The sequence below is a fragment of the Enterobacter sp. AC1 genome (assembly GCF_050434705.1).
Taxonomy (GTDB): domain Bacteria; phylum Pseudomonadota; class Gammaproteobacteria; order Enterobacterales; family Enterobacteriaceae; genus Enterobacter; species Enterobacter cloacae_L.
This window is the reverse complement of sequence record NZ_JBNDIZ010000002.1, coordinates 140,417-154,486: the sequence shown is the minus strand read 5'-3', so window position 1 is coordinate 154,486 and position 14,070 is coordinate 140,417. Positions and strand designations below refer to the sequence as shown.

Sequence of the window (14,070 nt, the reverse complement as noted above, 5' to 3'; positions counted from 1 at the left end):
ACCCTGTATTGTCAACTCTCATGAAGGCAAATAATGACCGAGATACAGCGCCTGCTTACCGCCACCATCGACGATCTTAACCTCCGCGAAAAGCGCGATAATCGCCCGCGCTTTAGCATTAGCTTTATTCGCAAACATCCCGGACTGTTTGTCGCAATGTATGCCGCCTGGCTGGCGACGCTTATTGTGATGCTGAAGTCCGAAACGCTGGTGGACTCCGTCTGGCTGCTCGTTGTGCTGTTTGTTGTCTTTAACGCCTTTTTCTTTTTCGACGTGAATCCGCGCTACCGTTACGAAGATATCGACGTCCTCGATTTCCGGGTCTGCTACAACGGCGAATGGTACAACACGCGTTACGTGCCTGCGGATCTTATCGAGAGCATCATGCACTCGCCGGCAGTTGAAACCGAGCAAAAAGAGAAGCTGCAGAAAATGGTCTCCACCAAAGGCCAGCTCTCTTTCTATGACGTCTTTACCCTTTCCCGCCCTGCTGCTGCGTAATTAACGCCTGCAGGCGTCGGATCCCCGGCGCAAACTGAGAAGCAGAGGTATTGCCGTAGCCTAAAACCAGACCGGTTTGCCCCTGCTTCGACTCCAGGTAATACCCGCTCAGTGCAGCAGGTGCCAGCTGAAACGCCCTCGCCTTCTCCACCAGCCCCCGGTCGTCAATGCCGTCTATCGCCAGCGTCAGATGCATCCCGCCTTCGCCCGCCAAAATGCGGTGCGGCGTATGCAGCTCCGCGCCCAGCACCTCCCGCAGCTGGCGGTAACGCTTACGATAGAGCCGACGCATGGCAGCAAGATGGCGGGCATAGTGACCTTCTTCAATGAACAGCGCCAGGGTACGCTGCTCAGCACGATGTCCACCGCGCAGCAGCGAGCCGATGGCCGGGCGCGCCGCTTTTGCCAGCGCTGGCGGCAGAACCATGAACCCCATTCTGAGCGACGGAAACAGCGTTTTACTGAACGTCCCCAGATAGACAACGGGCGCGTTGGCGACCATCCCCAGCATGGCCGGCACCGGCTCACCGGTATAGCGGAACTCGCTGTCGTAGTCGTCCTCAATAATCCAGGCGTTATGCTGTCTGGCCAGCTCCAGTAATGCCAGGCGCCGCCGTGCACTGAGCACGCTCCCGTAAGGGTACTGGTGTGAAGGCGAGGTAAAAATCAGCGAGGGTGAAGGTGCATTCTGCCCTTCCCAGCACATCCCCTCGTCATCAACCGGTATTCCCGTCATTTTCAGGCCGGTTTTAACAAACGCGCTCTTTGCCCCGCTATACCCGGGGTTTTCTACCCATGCGACATCGCCTGGCTCACTCAACAGCATCGTGCACAGGTTAACGCCCTCAAGCGCCCCTTCCGTTATCACAATCTGGCTGGCGTCGCAGTCAATGCCGCGGGACAGAGCCAGGTGCCGGGCAATCGCAGCCCGCAGCGATGGCTCGCCGGCCGGGTCGCCATACCCTAACAGGGCATATCCCTCCTCCCGCATCACGCGATCGTACAATCGCCGCCACAGCGGCAGAGGAAAATAGTTGATGGCCGGCGTTCCTGGGGTAAACGCCAGAACCGGCGTGTCCCGGATCACCTGCGCAGGCAGCAGGCCGACCCGTCTGGCAAGTTTGATGGCAGGGTCTGGCAATGTCCGGGCGACAGCGCGGTGAGCGAGCTGCGCCACCCGCGTGCCCTGGCGGTTACGCTGCAAATACCCTTCAAGCGTGAGCTGGTCCAGCGCTGCATTAACGGTATTGCGGGAAAGGGAGAGCTGCTGAGCCAGCGTTCGCGAACCGGAAAGCTGGCTGCCGGAGCGAAGCCTTCCGCACAGTATGGCCTCCCGCAGAGCGAGATAGAGCGCGCGCTGGAGCGTCTCTTCCCCACGTTTTTTCAGGGCTGCATTGAGCAAGGTATAAAATTCATCACCCGGTATATTCATCTCACCTCCTCGTGGCACCATCAAAACATAGCCTGGTGGTTCTTTTTTAGGAACCAGCGATTCACTAGTCTGAAGCTCTTTTCAACGTCACGGAAATTAAGATGAAGACATTCAATCAGTTCGGACAGCCAGTGGGCGAACCCCTTCACGACTGGCAACCTCGCCAGCATCCGTCCCGAGTGGTACTTCAGGGTCGCTATTGTCGACTTGAGCCGCTGCGCGTGGAGCATGCCGACGCGCTGTTCTCCGCGTATTCCCTGGCCGAAGATACCCGCAGCTGGACGTGGCTACTGCGCGAGCCCGATGCCACCGCTGAGGAATTTGCCGGATGGGTGGCGAGCGTGAGTGAGTTATCCGATCCCATTCACTTTACCGTTATCGATAACCAGACCCAATCTCCGGTCGGGACGCTTTCCCTGATGCGGATCGATCCCAAAAACGGCGTCGTGGAAGTGGGGCACGTTCACTTTTCTCCGCTGTTAAGCCGCACGCCCATGTCGACAGAAGCGCAATATCTGCTGATGCGGTATGCGTTCGATACCCTTGGCTACCGGCGCTATGAATGGAAGTGCAATAGCCTGAACGAGCCTTCCCGCAAAGCGGCACTGCGTCTGGGCTTTCAGTTTGAGGGGCGTTTTCGCCAGGCGCTGGTCATAAAAGGTCATAACCGGGATACCGACTGGTTTTCGATTCTCGACAAAGAGTGGCCGGCGCTGGCAAGCGCCTTTGAAAGCTGGCTTGCCACCGACAATTTTACTGCCGATGGCAAACAGAAAAGATCCCTGGAGAGCTGGCGAGAAACGCGCGTTTAGCGTCTTTTTTTACGTCCCTGAACCGCCTTAAAGCGCGGGTTGGATTTGCAAATCACGTATAAGCGTCCCTTGCGTTTGACTATCTGGCAGTCCGGGTGACGCTGTTTTGCACTGCGTAATGAGTTAAGTACCTGCATGGTTAGCCCCGCTTCGCATTGAGAAAGCCGCCAAAACGCTTGCGGAAGCGCGCCGTGCTGCCATCCGTGGAGAAAGTTTTCTGCTTACCGGTATAAAACGGGTGCGATTTTGACGAGACGTCGATGGTGATGTACGGATACGTTTCGCCGTCGAGTTCAATTTCGCGCTCGGTCTTAATGGTTGAGCCCACTTTAAAATATTCATTGGCGCTGGTGTCGTGGAAGACCACGGTACGATAAGCGGGATGGATATTTGGTTTCATCATAAACCCTTTATGTTTTGTTATAACATAACAAAATAATATCCAGGCTCGTCTGAAAAAACAACCCCTCTCTCCTGATGATATTTTCGGGTTTACCTGAGATAAAATAATAGCCAGGCCAACCGCGTGCTATAACTATATCATTTCGCGGTAAAATCTTTCTCTTCAGGCAGGGAACTCAGTGCCCAGGAACGGGTATACGAGGAAGGAAACGACAGCATGAAAACTCGACATCTGGTCAGTCTGGTGACTGGCGTACTTATCTTTTCCGTGCTGGTTCCCATTTGCCTCAGCATCTGGCTGGCCCATCGTCAGGCGGAAGATAAATTTGTCGATGCGCTGGATAACTATGCCTCACGCGTGCTGGTACGAACCGACAGGGTCGTGGAGCAGGCAAAAGAAGCGCTCAATCACCTGGAGGCGTTTGAGGGCGTGCCGTGTAGCCCTCTGCAGTTAAGAGAGATGCGCCGCGTCGCTTTCTCGTGGCGATATGTCCAGGAAGTGATTTATATCGATAACCTTCAACCGCTCTGCTCCTCCCTGGAGCAAACCAGCCATGCAGCCCCTTTCCCGCCGCCGATGCGCATTACCGAAGATGGCTACAGCGCATGGCTGACCACGCAAAACGATCTTGGGTTTAACCGCTACATGGCCGTGCTGGGAAAAGGTCATTATCTTGTCATGGTCGATCCAGCCTCACTGGTGGATGTGATCCCTTTCGGTGAGATAGCGATTGACGCCGCCCTGGTAGGAAGTACTACCCACCGCATATTCGCCAGCAGCAATAAACTCGATCCGCATATCCGCGACACGATCGAGGGTCATGAAGTGAGAAGCGTCCAGTATGACGGCTCAATGTACGTCATGAAGCCCGTCCCTGAGCTGGGTTTTACCGTCGTGACATGGGCGACGCTGAAGCCGCTGGCTGAAACCTGGCACCGGCAGCTGCTGCTATGGCTGCCCTTTGGCATCCTGATGAGCCTGCTTGCCGCGCTCTTTGTCCTGCGGATCCTGCGCCGCATCCAGTCGCCTCGCAATCGCCTTCTTGACGCCATTAACAGTCGCGATTTTGTGGTTCACTATCAGCCCATCGTGGCGCTGTGCAGCGGAAAAATCGTGGGCGCAGAGGCGCTGACGCGCTGGCCACAGCCGGACGGAAGCAGCCTTTCACCAGATATCTTTGTGCCGCTTGCTGAGCAAACGGGGCTCATCACGCAGCTGACGCAGTTAGTCATCGAAAAAGTGTTTGAAGATATGGGCAGCTGGCTGCACCTTCACGACGATCAGCACATCTCTATCAACCTCGCGCCCGCCGATTTGACCTCCGACACGCTGCCGCCTCTGCTGAGCCAGTTGCTGAATAAGTGGAAGGTCCATCCCAAACAGATCGCCCTTGAGTTAACCGAGCGCGGCTTTGCCGATCCTCAGGTTAGCGCACCGGCTATCGCCGCTTTCCGTCGCGCGGGCCACCCCATCTATATTGATGATTTCGGTACAGGTTATTCCAGCCTGAGCTATCTGCAGGATCTGGATGTCGACACGCTCAAAATTGATAAATCGTTCGTGGACGCGCTGGAGTATAAAAACGTGACGCCGCACATTATTGAAATGGCGAAGTCACTGAAGCTGGCAATGGTGGCGGAGGGAGTCGAAACGGCAGGACAGCTCGCCTGGCTGCACCGACACGGCGTGCAGTATGGGCAGGGGTGGTACTACAGCAAAGCGCTGCCCAAAACGGAATTTATTCTTTGGGCTGAAAATAACCTCGAAACGCACTCTACTTAAGATAGGATTTGATCACCTGCAGCACTACGCCAAGATCGGCTTCACGCTGCGCTTCTTCAGGCTCTTTCACCACGTGATCGGTTAAATGCCCTTCGATCACCTGCATCATCATGCCGTTGACCGCCCCGCGGATCGCCGCCAGCTGCTGTAACACCTCGGCGCATTCGTGATCGCTATTCAGCATTTTCTCCAGAGCGTTACTTTGCCCCTGAATTTTCTTCAGGCGAGTCAATAACATTTTCTTGTCGCGGACGGTATGTGACATCTCTGCATCTCCTTTCTTTTTGGCTTTGAAAGCATATCACGCTCTACTCCCCCTGAGTATTTTTCTACTGGGGGGTAGTATTACCCTACTGGGGGGGAGTAGTATCAGGGCACGCTTTCCACTTCGGAATTTCCCATGAACGATTTTGCTTCACTCCTGCAGCAGGGCAATGCCTGGCTGTTTGTGCCCAGCGCTATTCTGCTCGGTGCATTACATGGCCTGGAGCCGGGCCACTCAAAAACGATGATGGCCGCCTTTATCGTGGCTATCCGCGGCACGCTGAAACAGGCGGTACTGCTTGGTCTGGCGGCAACGCTTTCCCATACGGCGGTGGTGTGGATTATTGCCATGGCAGGATTATGGTTTGGTCGGGGCTGGGATGCGCATACCTCAGAACCATGGTTCCAGCTTATCTCGGGAGTGTTGATCGTCCTGATCGCCCTGTGGATGGCGTGGCGCACCTGGAAAGAGAGCCAGCCGCACGATCATCATCACGATCATGACCATGATCACCATCACGATCATCATCATGACCACGACCACCATCACGACCACCTGCTGGTTGAAGAGGAGTGGCAGGACGCACACCAGCGCGCGCACGCGCAGGATATTAACCGACGTTTCAACGGTCAAAACGTCACCACCGGTCAGATCGCGATGTTTGGCCTGACCGGCGGGCTTATTCCCTGCCCAGCGTCCATCACAGTACTGCTCATCTGCCTGCAGCTTAAGCATTTTGCCCTCGGCGCTACGCTGGTATTCAGCTTCAGTATTGGTCTGGCGATTACCCTGGTTGCTTCCGGCGCGATTGCCGCCTTAAGCCTCAAGCATGCGACAAAACGCTGGCCCGGGTTTAGCGAATTTTCCCGCAACGCGCCGTGGATCTCAGCGGCGCTGATTATCATGGTAGGAATTTACATGAGCCTGCATGGCCTGAGCGGAATTCTGGCGTAAGCATGCGGCCACGTCGTGTGGCCGCATCTCAATGGTCAGTTAAGGCGCTGCTGCCAGCTGAAGGTATAACGCAGCTGGCGTGTCTGGAGGATAAATTCCGGCGAGACGCTGGGGCTCCAGGAGTCGTCGCCGCCCACGCCCATATGGAACGCGTCGAGGTTGAGCCAACATCCCGGCTCTTCCCGCAACAGATGATGATGGCTTGTCTCACGCAGCTGCTGCTGGCCGTAGCGGCTCGCTGAGAAATGGAACGCGCCATTCAGCTGATGCGCGCCCAGCACAAGTTCCCGGGTATCGCAGCGCAAACCATTTTCCGTCGGGAAGATATACGGCGTATGCATGGCCTCCAGAGGCAATGTCCAGCGCCCCTGCTCTGCCGCCAGCTTTCTGTCCGGGTAGTTTTCATGCGGTCCCAGCCCCAGCCAGTGAACGTTTTCCGGCGTTTCGGCAAGATGAACGCTCAGGCCAACGCGCGCGGGCTCGGGGATATCAGACGCAACATCAACCTGAATATCCCCGTGCAGCCTCCCCTGGTCGTCCACCCGCCAGACTTTACGGCTCAGAAACAGCGCTTTGCCGTGATACTCCCCGACGTGCAGGGTGGTCACCACCACCTCGCCCGCGTGCTGCTCTGCCTCACAGTGCAGAACGCGCAAGGTGTAATCGTACATGCCCGCCGCTTTCCAGCGCTCAACCCACGCGTTCGGATCGATCTGCGTCGCTTCACTCACGCCAATGTCGTTATCCAGCGGTGCGCGGCTTACGTTATCCGTCACCGGTGCGAGCAATGTTTCAACTCCCACGCGCCACCATTGCGTCAGGTTGCCCGAGGTGCGATCGAACTGCCAGCGCTGTTGACGATGCGTGACCTCCAGCATGCGCTCGTTTTGCGTCAAAACCGGCGGCTCGCCCGCAGGCGCTGGCGGCGCAATAAAGAGCGGAGCCGGAAGCGGCCACTGCTCCCATGCGCAGCGATGGTTAGCCGGTGACCACGGCGTTGCCCGCGGCTGGCGGACTTCAACGTTCAGCCAGGCCTCTCCCGGTTCAGCCGTCATCTCTGGCAGGGCAATCTCCAGACGCAGAGTACCTTCAGGCGCCATCGCGAGCGTCACCTCGCCTGAGGCCAGCGTTTCCTCGTCGCGGGCAACTGTCCATCTGAGCACTTCGTTATCGGTGCGGCGGAACAGATAGCCGCTTTGTACCTCTATCACCAGCGGAGACGTGCTCACCCGGGTGAAGGTAAAAAACTGCTGCGCGCGTTGCGCTTCGTACAGCGCCGGGTGCGGCGTGCGGTCGGGGAAGACCAGGCCATTGAGGCAGAACTGCCGATCGTTCGGTTTATCGCCAAAATCCCCGCCGTAGGCCCAGAACGCGTTGCCATTTTCGTCTTTCTTCGTCAAAGCCTGATCGACCCAGTCCCAGACAAACCCTCCCTGCAGGCGAGGATGGCTGCGAAACGCCTGCCAGTATTTCGCGAACCCACCAAAGCTGTTACCCATCGCGTGGGCATATTCGCAGAGGATCAGCGGGCGCGTTTCGTCCGGCATGCCGATCCACTTCTTGATTGACCATTTCGGCACCGCCGGAAAAGGCTGATCCTGATCGACACGGGCGTACATCGGGCAGACGATATCGGTCGCCGCCGTATTTGCCCCTCCGCCTTCATATTGTACCGGGCGCGTCGGATCCGTGGACTTTACCCAGCGGTACAATGCATCGTGGTTTGCGCCGTGGCCAGACTCATTGCCCAATGACCAGATGATGATTGAGGGGTGATTACGATCGCGCTGCACCATGCGGGTCACGCGCTCGCTCATGGCGGGCAGCCAGCGCGGATCGTCAGCAAGGCGGCTCATTGGCACCATGCCGTGGGTTTCGATATTGGCCTCGTCAACGACGTACAGCCCGTAGCGATCGCAAAGCCGGTACCACAGCGGATGGTTCGGGTAGTGTGAGCAGCGAACGGCGTTGAAGTTGTGCTGCTTCATGATTTCGATATCGCGACGCATTGTCGCTTCGTCCATCACCTGGCCGTTTTCCGGATGATGCTCGTGCCGGTTAACCCCGCGGATCAGCAGCGGTCTACCGTTCAGCTTCAGCAGGCCGTTGCTGATTTCAACCCGGCGGAAGCCTACATCGCACGCCTCAATCTCCAGCACTTCCCCCTGCGGGTTAAGCAGCGCAATCGTCAGGCGATACAGCTCCGGCGTTTCTGCACTCCAGAGCGCAGGGGCCTCAACGGGGATCGTTACCGTTAAGCGCTCGGCCCAGCTGCCGCGTTCGTCAACAATGGCCGACCCAGGACGCTGGACTACGCTGGCGCATTTCTCCCCCTTGCGCCACAGGGTAAAGGCCACTTCACACGCCGAAAATTGTGCCCCCTGCAGGGAAACGTCAACCTTCAGCGTCGCGCGGTCCAGCTCCGCATTCAGATCTGTCACGACGTAATAATCGGCAATCTGCGTCTCGGGTTTATGCAGCAGCGTCACATCGCGGAAAATGCCGCTCATGCGCCACATGTCCTGATCTTCCAGATAACTGCCGTCGCACCAGCGCAATACCATGACCGCCATGCGGTTCTGCCCGGGGCGCAATACTGTCGAAAGGTCAAATTCGGCAGGCAGCCGACTGTCCTGGGAATAGCCTATCCACTCTCCGTTGCACCACAGATGAAACGCCGAGTTCACGCCGTCAAAGATAATGCGGGTTTGCCCGGCCTGTAACCAGGCGTCCTCTACGTCAAATGTGAGCGAGTAACAGCCGGTAGGGTTTTCTTGCGGCACAAAAGGCGGGTTAACGGGTATGGGATAGGTCACATTGGTGTAGATGGGCGTATCGAACCCCTGCATCTGCCAGTTAGACGGCACGGGTATCGCAACGGCATCGGCGCAATCTTCGATTACCCATACCTGAGGAACCTGCTCGGGTGCAGCAAAAAAACTGAATCTCCACACCCCGTTAAGACTATGCCTGCTGGCGGATCCGGCGTCGTCCCGGGCGGATTGTTCATTACGCCAGCTGTGTAACGGCGCATGTGCGGCCAGGCGGTTCCACTGGGTAACCCCCGGATTTTCCCAGTCTCGTCGGGCCAGGATGGCGCTGAGGGTCAGCGATGGGGTATTGGACATATTAACCTCTTTGCGAAGCGCTCACAATTTTGATTAACATGCCCTGGCGCTCTGCGACGGTAAAGCGTTCGATCGCGGGGTAGCGAGTCAGATCACAAAAGTCCTATTTGCGGGCAAGCTGCTCGGCCATCAGCGCCAGGCTTCTGAGCTGCCGGGCCAGCTCCTCTCGCTCGGCCTGCCGGGGAGCATGACGCGCGCTGGAATGTCGCGTAACCAGCGTAACCGGCAGCTGAACCTGCCAGCACGCGTCGTCCCCGGTGGGCGCCAGCAGCCACTCCACGCTGCGTTCACCCGCGTCGCGAAAGGCCTGACGAATGGTCGTCAGCGGAGGGGAAAACCAGGCGCTGTCAGCCGTATCGTCGAACCCGACCACGGATATCTGGCCGGGAACCGCGATTCCTTTTTCCGCACAGGCACGCATCACCCCGAGCGCCATTTGATCGTTCGCCACCAGAATCGCATCCGGTAATACCGCCCCAGACAGCAGCAGATGCCCCTTCTCATATCCGCAGGCCGCGCTCCAGTCACCGAAGGCAACCGCAGCGGCGTCAAGACCCGCGCGTGCCAGGGCGGCTTTCCAGCCCGCCAGACGCGCCCGCGCAGAAACCGAGCTTTCCGGCCCGCTCAGCAGGGCAATGCGCTGATGCCCCAGGGAAAGCAGATGCTCAACGCCCAGACGCGCGCCCTGTTCAGCGTTAAACACAAGGCTGTTTACCTGCGCTGAGGGCGATACATCAAGGAACAGCACCGGGACAGGCGACGCCAGCGCCCTGAGCTGTTCGGCATGTTCATCGTCAAGCGGAACATTCACCAGCAGGGCTTCTACGCGCTGCGCCAGCAGCGCCTGAAGCGCGGCCTGACACTGCTGCGGCTGCTCTACCATGGAAATGAGGACGCTTGCCCCCTTTTCGGCCGCACGCGATTTTACCGCTGAGACAATTTGCGAAGGCGCATGCAGGGCCAGATCGGTGGTGATGAACCCCAGCGTGCGGGTGCGTTTGCCCGCCAGCTGCTGCGCGCGAAGGTTAGGAACGTAGTGCAGCTCCGCCATCGCCTGCTGCACCTTTTCCCGCGTGCGGGCAGACACATGTTCCGCGTCGTTAATGACGCGGGAGACGGTCTGATAAGAAACCCCCGCAAGGAGGGCAACATCATAGAGTGTGATAGCTTTCATGCATTCTGGCATCGCGTGTTTCGGAGTTCCTATTCTGGCACAGCGACGCCATTAAAACATGTGAGCGCTTCGTAATTTAGACAACCCGCTCCGGCTGAGGAATTTCCGCAATGCGCGGCTTCTGGCGGAACCAGGGCAGACAGAGCTGAATAAGCGGACCAATGGTCAGAGCATACAATACGGTCCCCACCCCAAACGTGCCGCCAAGCACGCACCCAATCAGCAGGACGGACACCTCAATCGAGGTACGCACGCTGCGAATAGACCATCCCAGCCGGGCATGAATGCCGGTCATCAGGCCGTCGCGCGGACCAGGCCCGAAACCGGCACCGATGTACATGCTGGTCGCAATCGCGTTCATCACGATGCCTCCGACCAGCAGCGTGATTCGAAGGGGCAAGGAACTCAGTTCAGGGATAAGCGCCATGCTGACGTCCGCCGCCAGACCGATACAAATCACGTTGCTGATCGTGCCCAGCCCCGGCATCTGACGCAGTGGGATCCACAGCAGCAGTACCGCAGCACCGACTAAAATGATCACCGTCCCGATGCTCATCCCCAGCTGCATCCCCACCCCAAGGTGGAAAACATCCCACGGATCGACGCCCAAATCGGAGCGAATAAACATCGCGGTGGAAAGGCCATACAGCCCTAAACCGACATAAAGTTGTAGCAGACGACGTACCATTTTTATCTTCTCCAGTGAACCAGTCTTTCATCCTGACCTAAAATGGCATTATGATTAATGTCCAGTTTTCAAATAGTGGACTGCATATGTCATCACGCCGCTTCGGAAGCCAGTCTCTGATACGCCTTTTAGGCCACTGGCAGCAAACTTCGTCCCGCACTCCGCTCTGGCGTCAGCTGGCCGATGCATTGCGTCTGTTAATCCTTGATGGCCGGCTGGCGCTCAATACGCGGCTGCCGGGCGAGCGTGAGCTGGCCTCTGCCCTGGACGTAAGCCGGACCACCGTCAGCAGCGCCCTCGCCCATCTGCGTGAAGAGGGTTACCTGGAAAGCCGTCACGGCAGCGGGTCGCGCGTGATCCTCCCGGACACGCGCGCCGTTCCCACCCTTTCAGCAGCGAGTGCCGCGCTGGATCTCTCCACTGCCGCACTGAATGCCGGGCCGGAGATCCACCAGGCGTATACCCATGCGCTTACGGCCATTACGCAGCACCTTTCGCTGACGGGCTACGATCAGCTTGGGCTGCCGGCGCTGCGGGAGGCCATCGCCGCGCGCTATACCGCGCGCGGTCTACCCACCCGCGCGGAGGAAGTGATGGTCGTCAATGGCGCCGTCAGCGGCTTTGCGCTGGTGCTGCGGATGATGACCGGGCCGGGGGATCGCGTCGTGGTTGACCATCCCACCTACCCGCTGGCGATTGCCGCCATTCAGGGGGCGCAGTGTCGGCCCGTGGGTGTGTCGCTGCCGGAGACCGGCTGGGATACGGACGGCTTCGCGGCAATGCTTGCCCAGACCGCGCCGCGGCTGGCGTATCTGATGCCAGATTTCCATAACCCAACCGGGCGATGCATGGATATCGCGACCCGTCAGGCCATCACCGATATTGCTGCGCAAACCCGTACGGCGCTGGTGGTGGATGAGACGATGGTGGATCTCTGGTTTGACTCGCCTCCCCCGCCGCCGCTGGCCTCCTTTAACCCGCAGGCCACCGTCATTACGTTAGGCTCTGCGGGAAAAAGCTTTTGGGGAGGGCTGCGTCTTGGCTGGATCCGCGCCTCCTCGCGTACTATCGCCACGCTCGCCCAGACGCGAGACACCCTGGATTTAGGATCGCCGCTGCTGGAACAGCTGGCGATGCTGTGGCTCATGAATAACAGCGAGACGTTTCTGCCCGCGCGCCGGAAGATGCTGGCGGAACGACGCGATCGGTGCGGTGAACTGTTGCGCGAACATTTTCCGGAGTGGACGTTCCATGAAGCGGAGGGCGGGCTCTCTTACTGGATAGAACTCCCGGGCATGCTGGCGACTCAGCTTGCCGCGCGGGCTGAAATTCTGGGGATTAATCTGGGGACCGGGACGCGCTTTGGTTTATCTGGCGCGTTTGACCGCTATTTACGGATGCCCTTCTCGCTCGAACCGACAGAGCTTGAGCAGGCGCTGCTGAGGATCAAACCGCTATGGCTTGCTTTGAATAAAAACGTGCCATCGGTAAAACGCAGCGTGATTTAATATTGAAAAGTTTGAAGGCGATCATAAAAAAATAAAAACTGCTGACTGTCACGGAGGCAGTCAGCAGTTTTCACCGTTCAGAAGTTAATGCTGAGCAGGAATAGGAAAACCTTTTAGTGAAATAACAAAGTTTTCACCATCTTTCTTTATTTTTGCGCCGGTATCACACCAGTCAGACGCAATACGAAAGAACTCATCACTTCCGACATTCCAGCCAAGACGTACATGCTTCACGTAGCCTGAACGCAACAGATCGCAGGCTTCTTTGTAGTCGCTGGCAGTTGACAGTTGTTGTTTCATTTTCTCTTCTTCAGAAGTTTACGTAGAGCTTTGATTTCTTTAGGAGTAAAAGGAGAAACGCTCTCTTCTTCCGTATGCTGATTATCAATATCCTCTTCCGATACTCCCGCCTCTTCTACTGCTTCAAACGCCAGCAGCAGCAGTTTCTCTGTCGTCACGCTTAAATTCTCGTTATTGTCTTCCGCATAGTGGCGAAGTCTTTCTTTTAGCGCGTCATTGATCTTAACGTTTAATACCGCTGTAGCCATGTTTGTCACTTCCCTTCGGAATAAGTACTTTATTTAATACACGAAGTTAACAATGTTATCCAGATATATATTTTTTTGAATTATGGTAGAAAATAGACATCCGAATATAAAATGCCAGTCTATTATTACAAGTTTATGACAGTAATATTTCAAAGCGATGAAATATATATTACACGATATAAGCTTAATCTTATTGTGGAATAACGCTAAAGGAAGGGTAAAAAACAAGGAAGAAGGTATGAGTCCAGAAATGGGTGGGGGCCCTGCCAGCTACATCCCGGCACACACGTCGTCTGCCCTGGCTGCTTCCTTCCGGACCTGACCTGGTGAACAGAGTAGCGTTGCGGGAGAACCAACAGAGCCCCCATTGAGAGCGTTGATAACCAACGCGCTGGCGCATTATCCCTATGCTAACGCCCAATTGCAAGCTGCCAGGAACCGGATGCTGGTTTCTTGCGCAAACAGGCGCAGCAATCATCACGATCTTCGTTTACCATGGCTCTCCAGAACATCCCCACAGGTGAAGGTATGGACGAGCACGACTCCTTTCCACAGCGCGTATGGCAAATCGTGGCTTCAATCCCTGAAGGCTATGTCACCACCTATGGTGAAGTCGCACGCCTGGCCGGTTCTCCGCGAGCGGCGCGACAGGTCGGCGGCGTTTTGAAACGGCTACCGGAAGGAAGCACGTTGCCCTGGCATCGGGTGGTGAATCGACATGGCGCCATCTCGCTCACCGGACCGGATCTCCAGCGTCAGCGACAGGCGTTACTTTCAGAAGGGGTGCAGGTGTCGGGGTCGGGTCAGATCGATTTGCAGAAGTACCGCTGGGTGTATTGATCCCCCTCTCCCGGAGGAGAGGGGAAACACAATCA

General features: G+C 57.1%; 14 protein-coding genes, 1 other RNA gene and 1 pseudogene. 6 read left to right on the top strand and 10 right to left on the bottom strand.

Annotation, left to right across the window (positions count from 1 at the left end; genetic code table 11):
• Window positions 1-33: 33 nt before the first annotated feature.
• Complete coding sequence (locus M2433_RS05605; protein WP_047347255.1) at window positions 34-501, top strand: YlaC family protein; 468 nt, start codon at window positions 34-36, stop codon at window positions 499-501.
• Here the strand turns inward: M2433_RS05605 and M2433_RS05600 are convergent.
• A complete protein-coding gene (locus tag M2433_RS05600; RefSeq protein WP_429053637.1) occupies window positions 473-1,933 on the bottom strand; it encodes a PLP-dependent aminotransferase family protein in 1,461 nt (486 codons plus the stop codon). The genes M2433_RS05605 and M2433_RS05600 overlap by 29 nt on opposite strands.
• A 101-nt stretch (window positions 1,934-2,034) precedes the next feature.
• Here M2433_RS05600 and M2433_RS05595 point away from each other — a divergent pair, with 101 nt between their 5' ends.
• Complete coding sequence (locus M2433_RS05595) at window positions 2,035-2,745, top strand: GNAT family N-acetyltransferase (RefSeq protein ID WP_429053639.1); 711 nt, start codon at window positions 2,035-2,037, stop codon at window positions 2,743-2,745.
• On the opposite strand, the gene ykgO is transcribed toward M2433_RS05595, so the two are convergent.
• Both ykgO and M2433_RS05585 read right to left on the bottom strand, forming a co-directional pair.
• Window positions 2,742-2,882: a type B 50S ribosomal protein L36 gene (ykgO, locus tag M2433_RS05590; protein ID WP_003859006.1), complete on the bottom strand. Its 141-nt coding sequence runs from the start codon at window positions 2,880-2,882 to the stop codon at window positions 2,742-2,744. The genes M2433_RS05595 and ykgO overlap by 4 nt on opposite strands.
• 2 nt (window positions 2,883-2,884) lie before the next feature.
• Window positions 2,885-3,145 (bottom strand): type B 50S ribosomal protein L31, encoded by a 261-nt coding sequence (locus tag M2433_RS05585; protein ID WP_047347258.1) that lies wholly within the window; start codon window positions 3,143-3,145, stop codon window positions 2,885-2,887.
• Window positions 3,146-3,364: 219 nt separating this feature from the next.
• On the opposite strand from M2433_RS05585, the gene M2433_RS05580 reads away from it, so the two are divergent.
• Window positions 3,365-4,930, top strand: a complete 1,566-nt coding sequence (locus M2433_RS05580; RefSeq protein WP_429053644.1) for an EAL domain-containing protein — start codon at window positions 3,365-3,367, stop codon at window positions 4,928-4,930.
• Here the strand turns inward: M2433_RS05580 and M2433_RS05575 are convergent.
• Window positions 4,923-5,195, bottom strand: a complete 273-nt coding sequence (locus M2433_RS05575; RefSeq protein ID WP_024906840.1) for a metal/formaldehyde-sensitive transcriptional repressor — start codon at window positions 5,193-5,195, stop codon at window positions 4,923-4,925. The two genes, M2433_RS05580 and M2433_RS05575, sit on opposite strands and share 8 nt — an antisense overlap.
• A 135-nt stretch (window positions 5,196-5,330) precedes the next feature.
• Here M2433_RS05575 and M2433_RS05570 point away from each other — a divergent pair, with 135 nt between their 5' ends.
• The gene (locus M2433_RS05570) at window positions 5,331-6,149 is read left to right on the top strand and encodes a nickel/cobalt efflux protein RcnA (RefSeq protein ID WP_429053646.1); all 819 of its coding nucleotides are present in this window, start codon (window positions 5,331-5,333) and stop codon (window positions 6,147-6,149) included.
• 35 nt (window positions 6,150-6,184) lie between these two features.
• Here M2433_RS05570 and M2433_RS05565 read toward each other — a convergent pair whose 3' ends face one another.
• The 3 genes from M2433_RS05565 to M2433_RS05555 form a co-directional block, all read right to left on the bottom strand.
• Entirely contained in the window at window positions 6,185-9,277 is a 3,093-nt protein-coding gene (locus tag M2433_RS05565) for a beta-galactosidase (protein WP_429053649.1), read from the bottom strand.
• Between the two features lie 103 nt (window positions 9,278-9,380).
• Window positions 9,381-10,451, bottom strand: coding sequence for a LacI family DNA-binding transcriptional regulator (locus M2433_RS05560; RefSeq protein WP_429053652.1), 1,071 nt, complete (start codon window positions 10,449-10,451; stop codon window positions 9,381-9,383).
• A gap of 76 nt (window positions 10,452-10,527) precedes the next feature.
• Entirely contained in the window at window positions 10,528-11,139 is a 612-nt protein-coding gene (locus M2433_RS05555; protein WP_429053654.1) for a YczE/YyaS/YitT family protein, read from the bottom strand.
• A gap of 86 nt (window positions 11,140-11,225) precedes the next feature.
• On the opposite strand from M2433_RS05555, the gene M2433_RS05550 reads away from it, so the two are divergent.
• Window positions 11,226-12,647, top strand: a complete 1,422-nt coding sequence (locus M2433_RS05550; RefSeq protein WP_429053656.1) for a PLP-dependent aminotransferase family protein — start codon at window positions 11,226-11,228, stop codon at window positions 12,645-12,647.
• Window positions 12,648-12,731: 84 nt separating this feature from the next.
• Here the strand turns inward: M2433_RS05550 and M2433_RS05545 are convergent, their stop codons facing one another.
• From M2433_RS05545 to ffs, 3 genes are all read right to left on the bottom strand, one after another.
• Window positions 12,732-12,947 (bottom strand): hypothetical protein, encoded by a 216-nt coding sequence (locus M2433_RS05545; RefSeq protein WP_008503298.1) that lies wholly within the window; start codon window positions 12,945-12,947, stop codon window positions 12,732-12,734.
• Window positions 12,944-13,195, bottom strand: coding sequence for a hypothetical protein (locus tag M2433_RS05540; RefSeq protein WP_059311203.1), 252 nt, complete (start codon window positions 13,193-13,195; stop codon window positions 12,944-12,946). The genes M2433_RS05545 and M2433_RS05540 overlap by 4 nt, the downstream gene beginning before the upstream one ends.
• Window positions 13,196-13,456: 261 nt before the next feature.
• An RNA gene (gene ffs, locus M2433_RS05535) (signal recognition particle sRNA small type) lies at window positions 13,457-13,553 on the bottom strand.
• A gap of 84 nt (window positions 13,554-13,637) precedes the next feature.
• Here ffs and M2433_RS05530 point away from each other — a divergent pair.
• Window positions 13,638-14,035: pseudogene (locus M2433_RS05530) on the top strand (MGMT family protein).
• Window positions 14,036-14,070 lie beyond the last annotated feature (35 nt).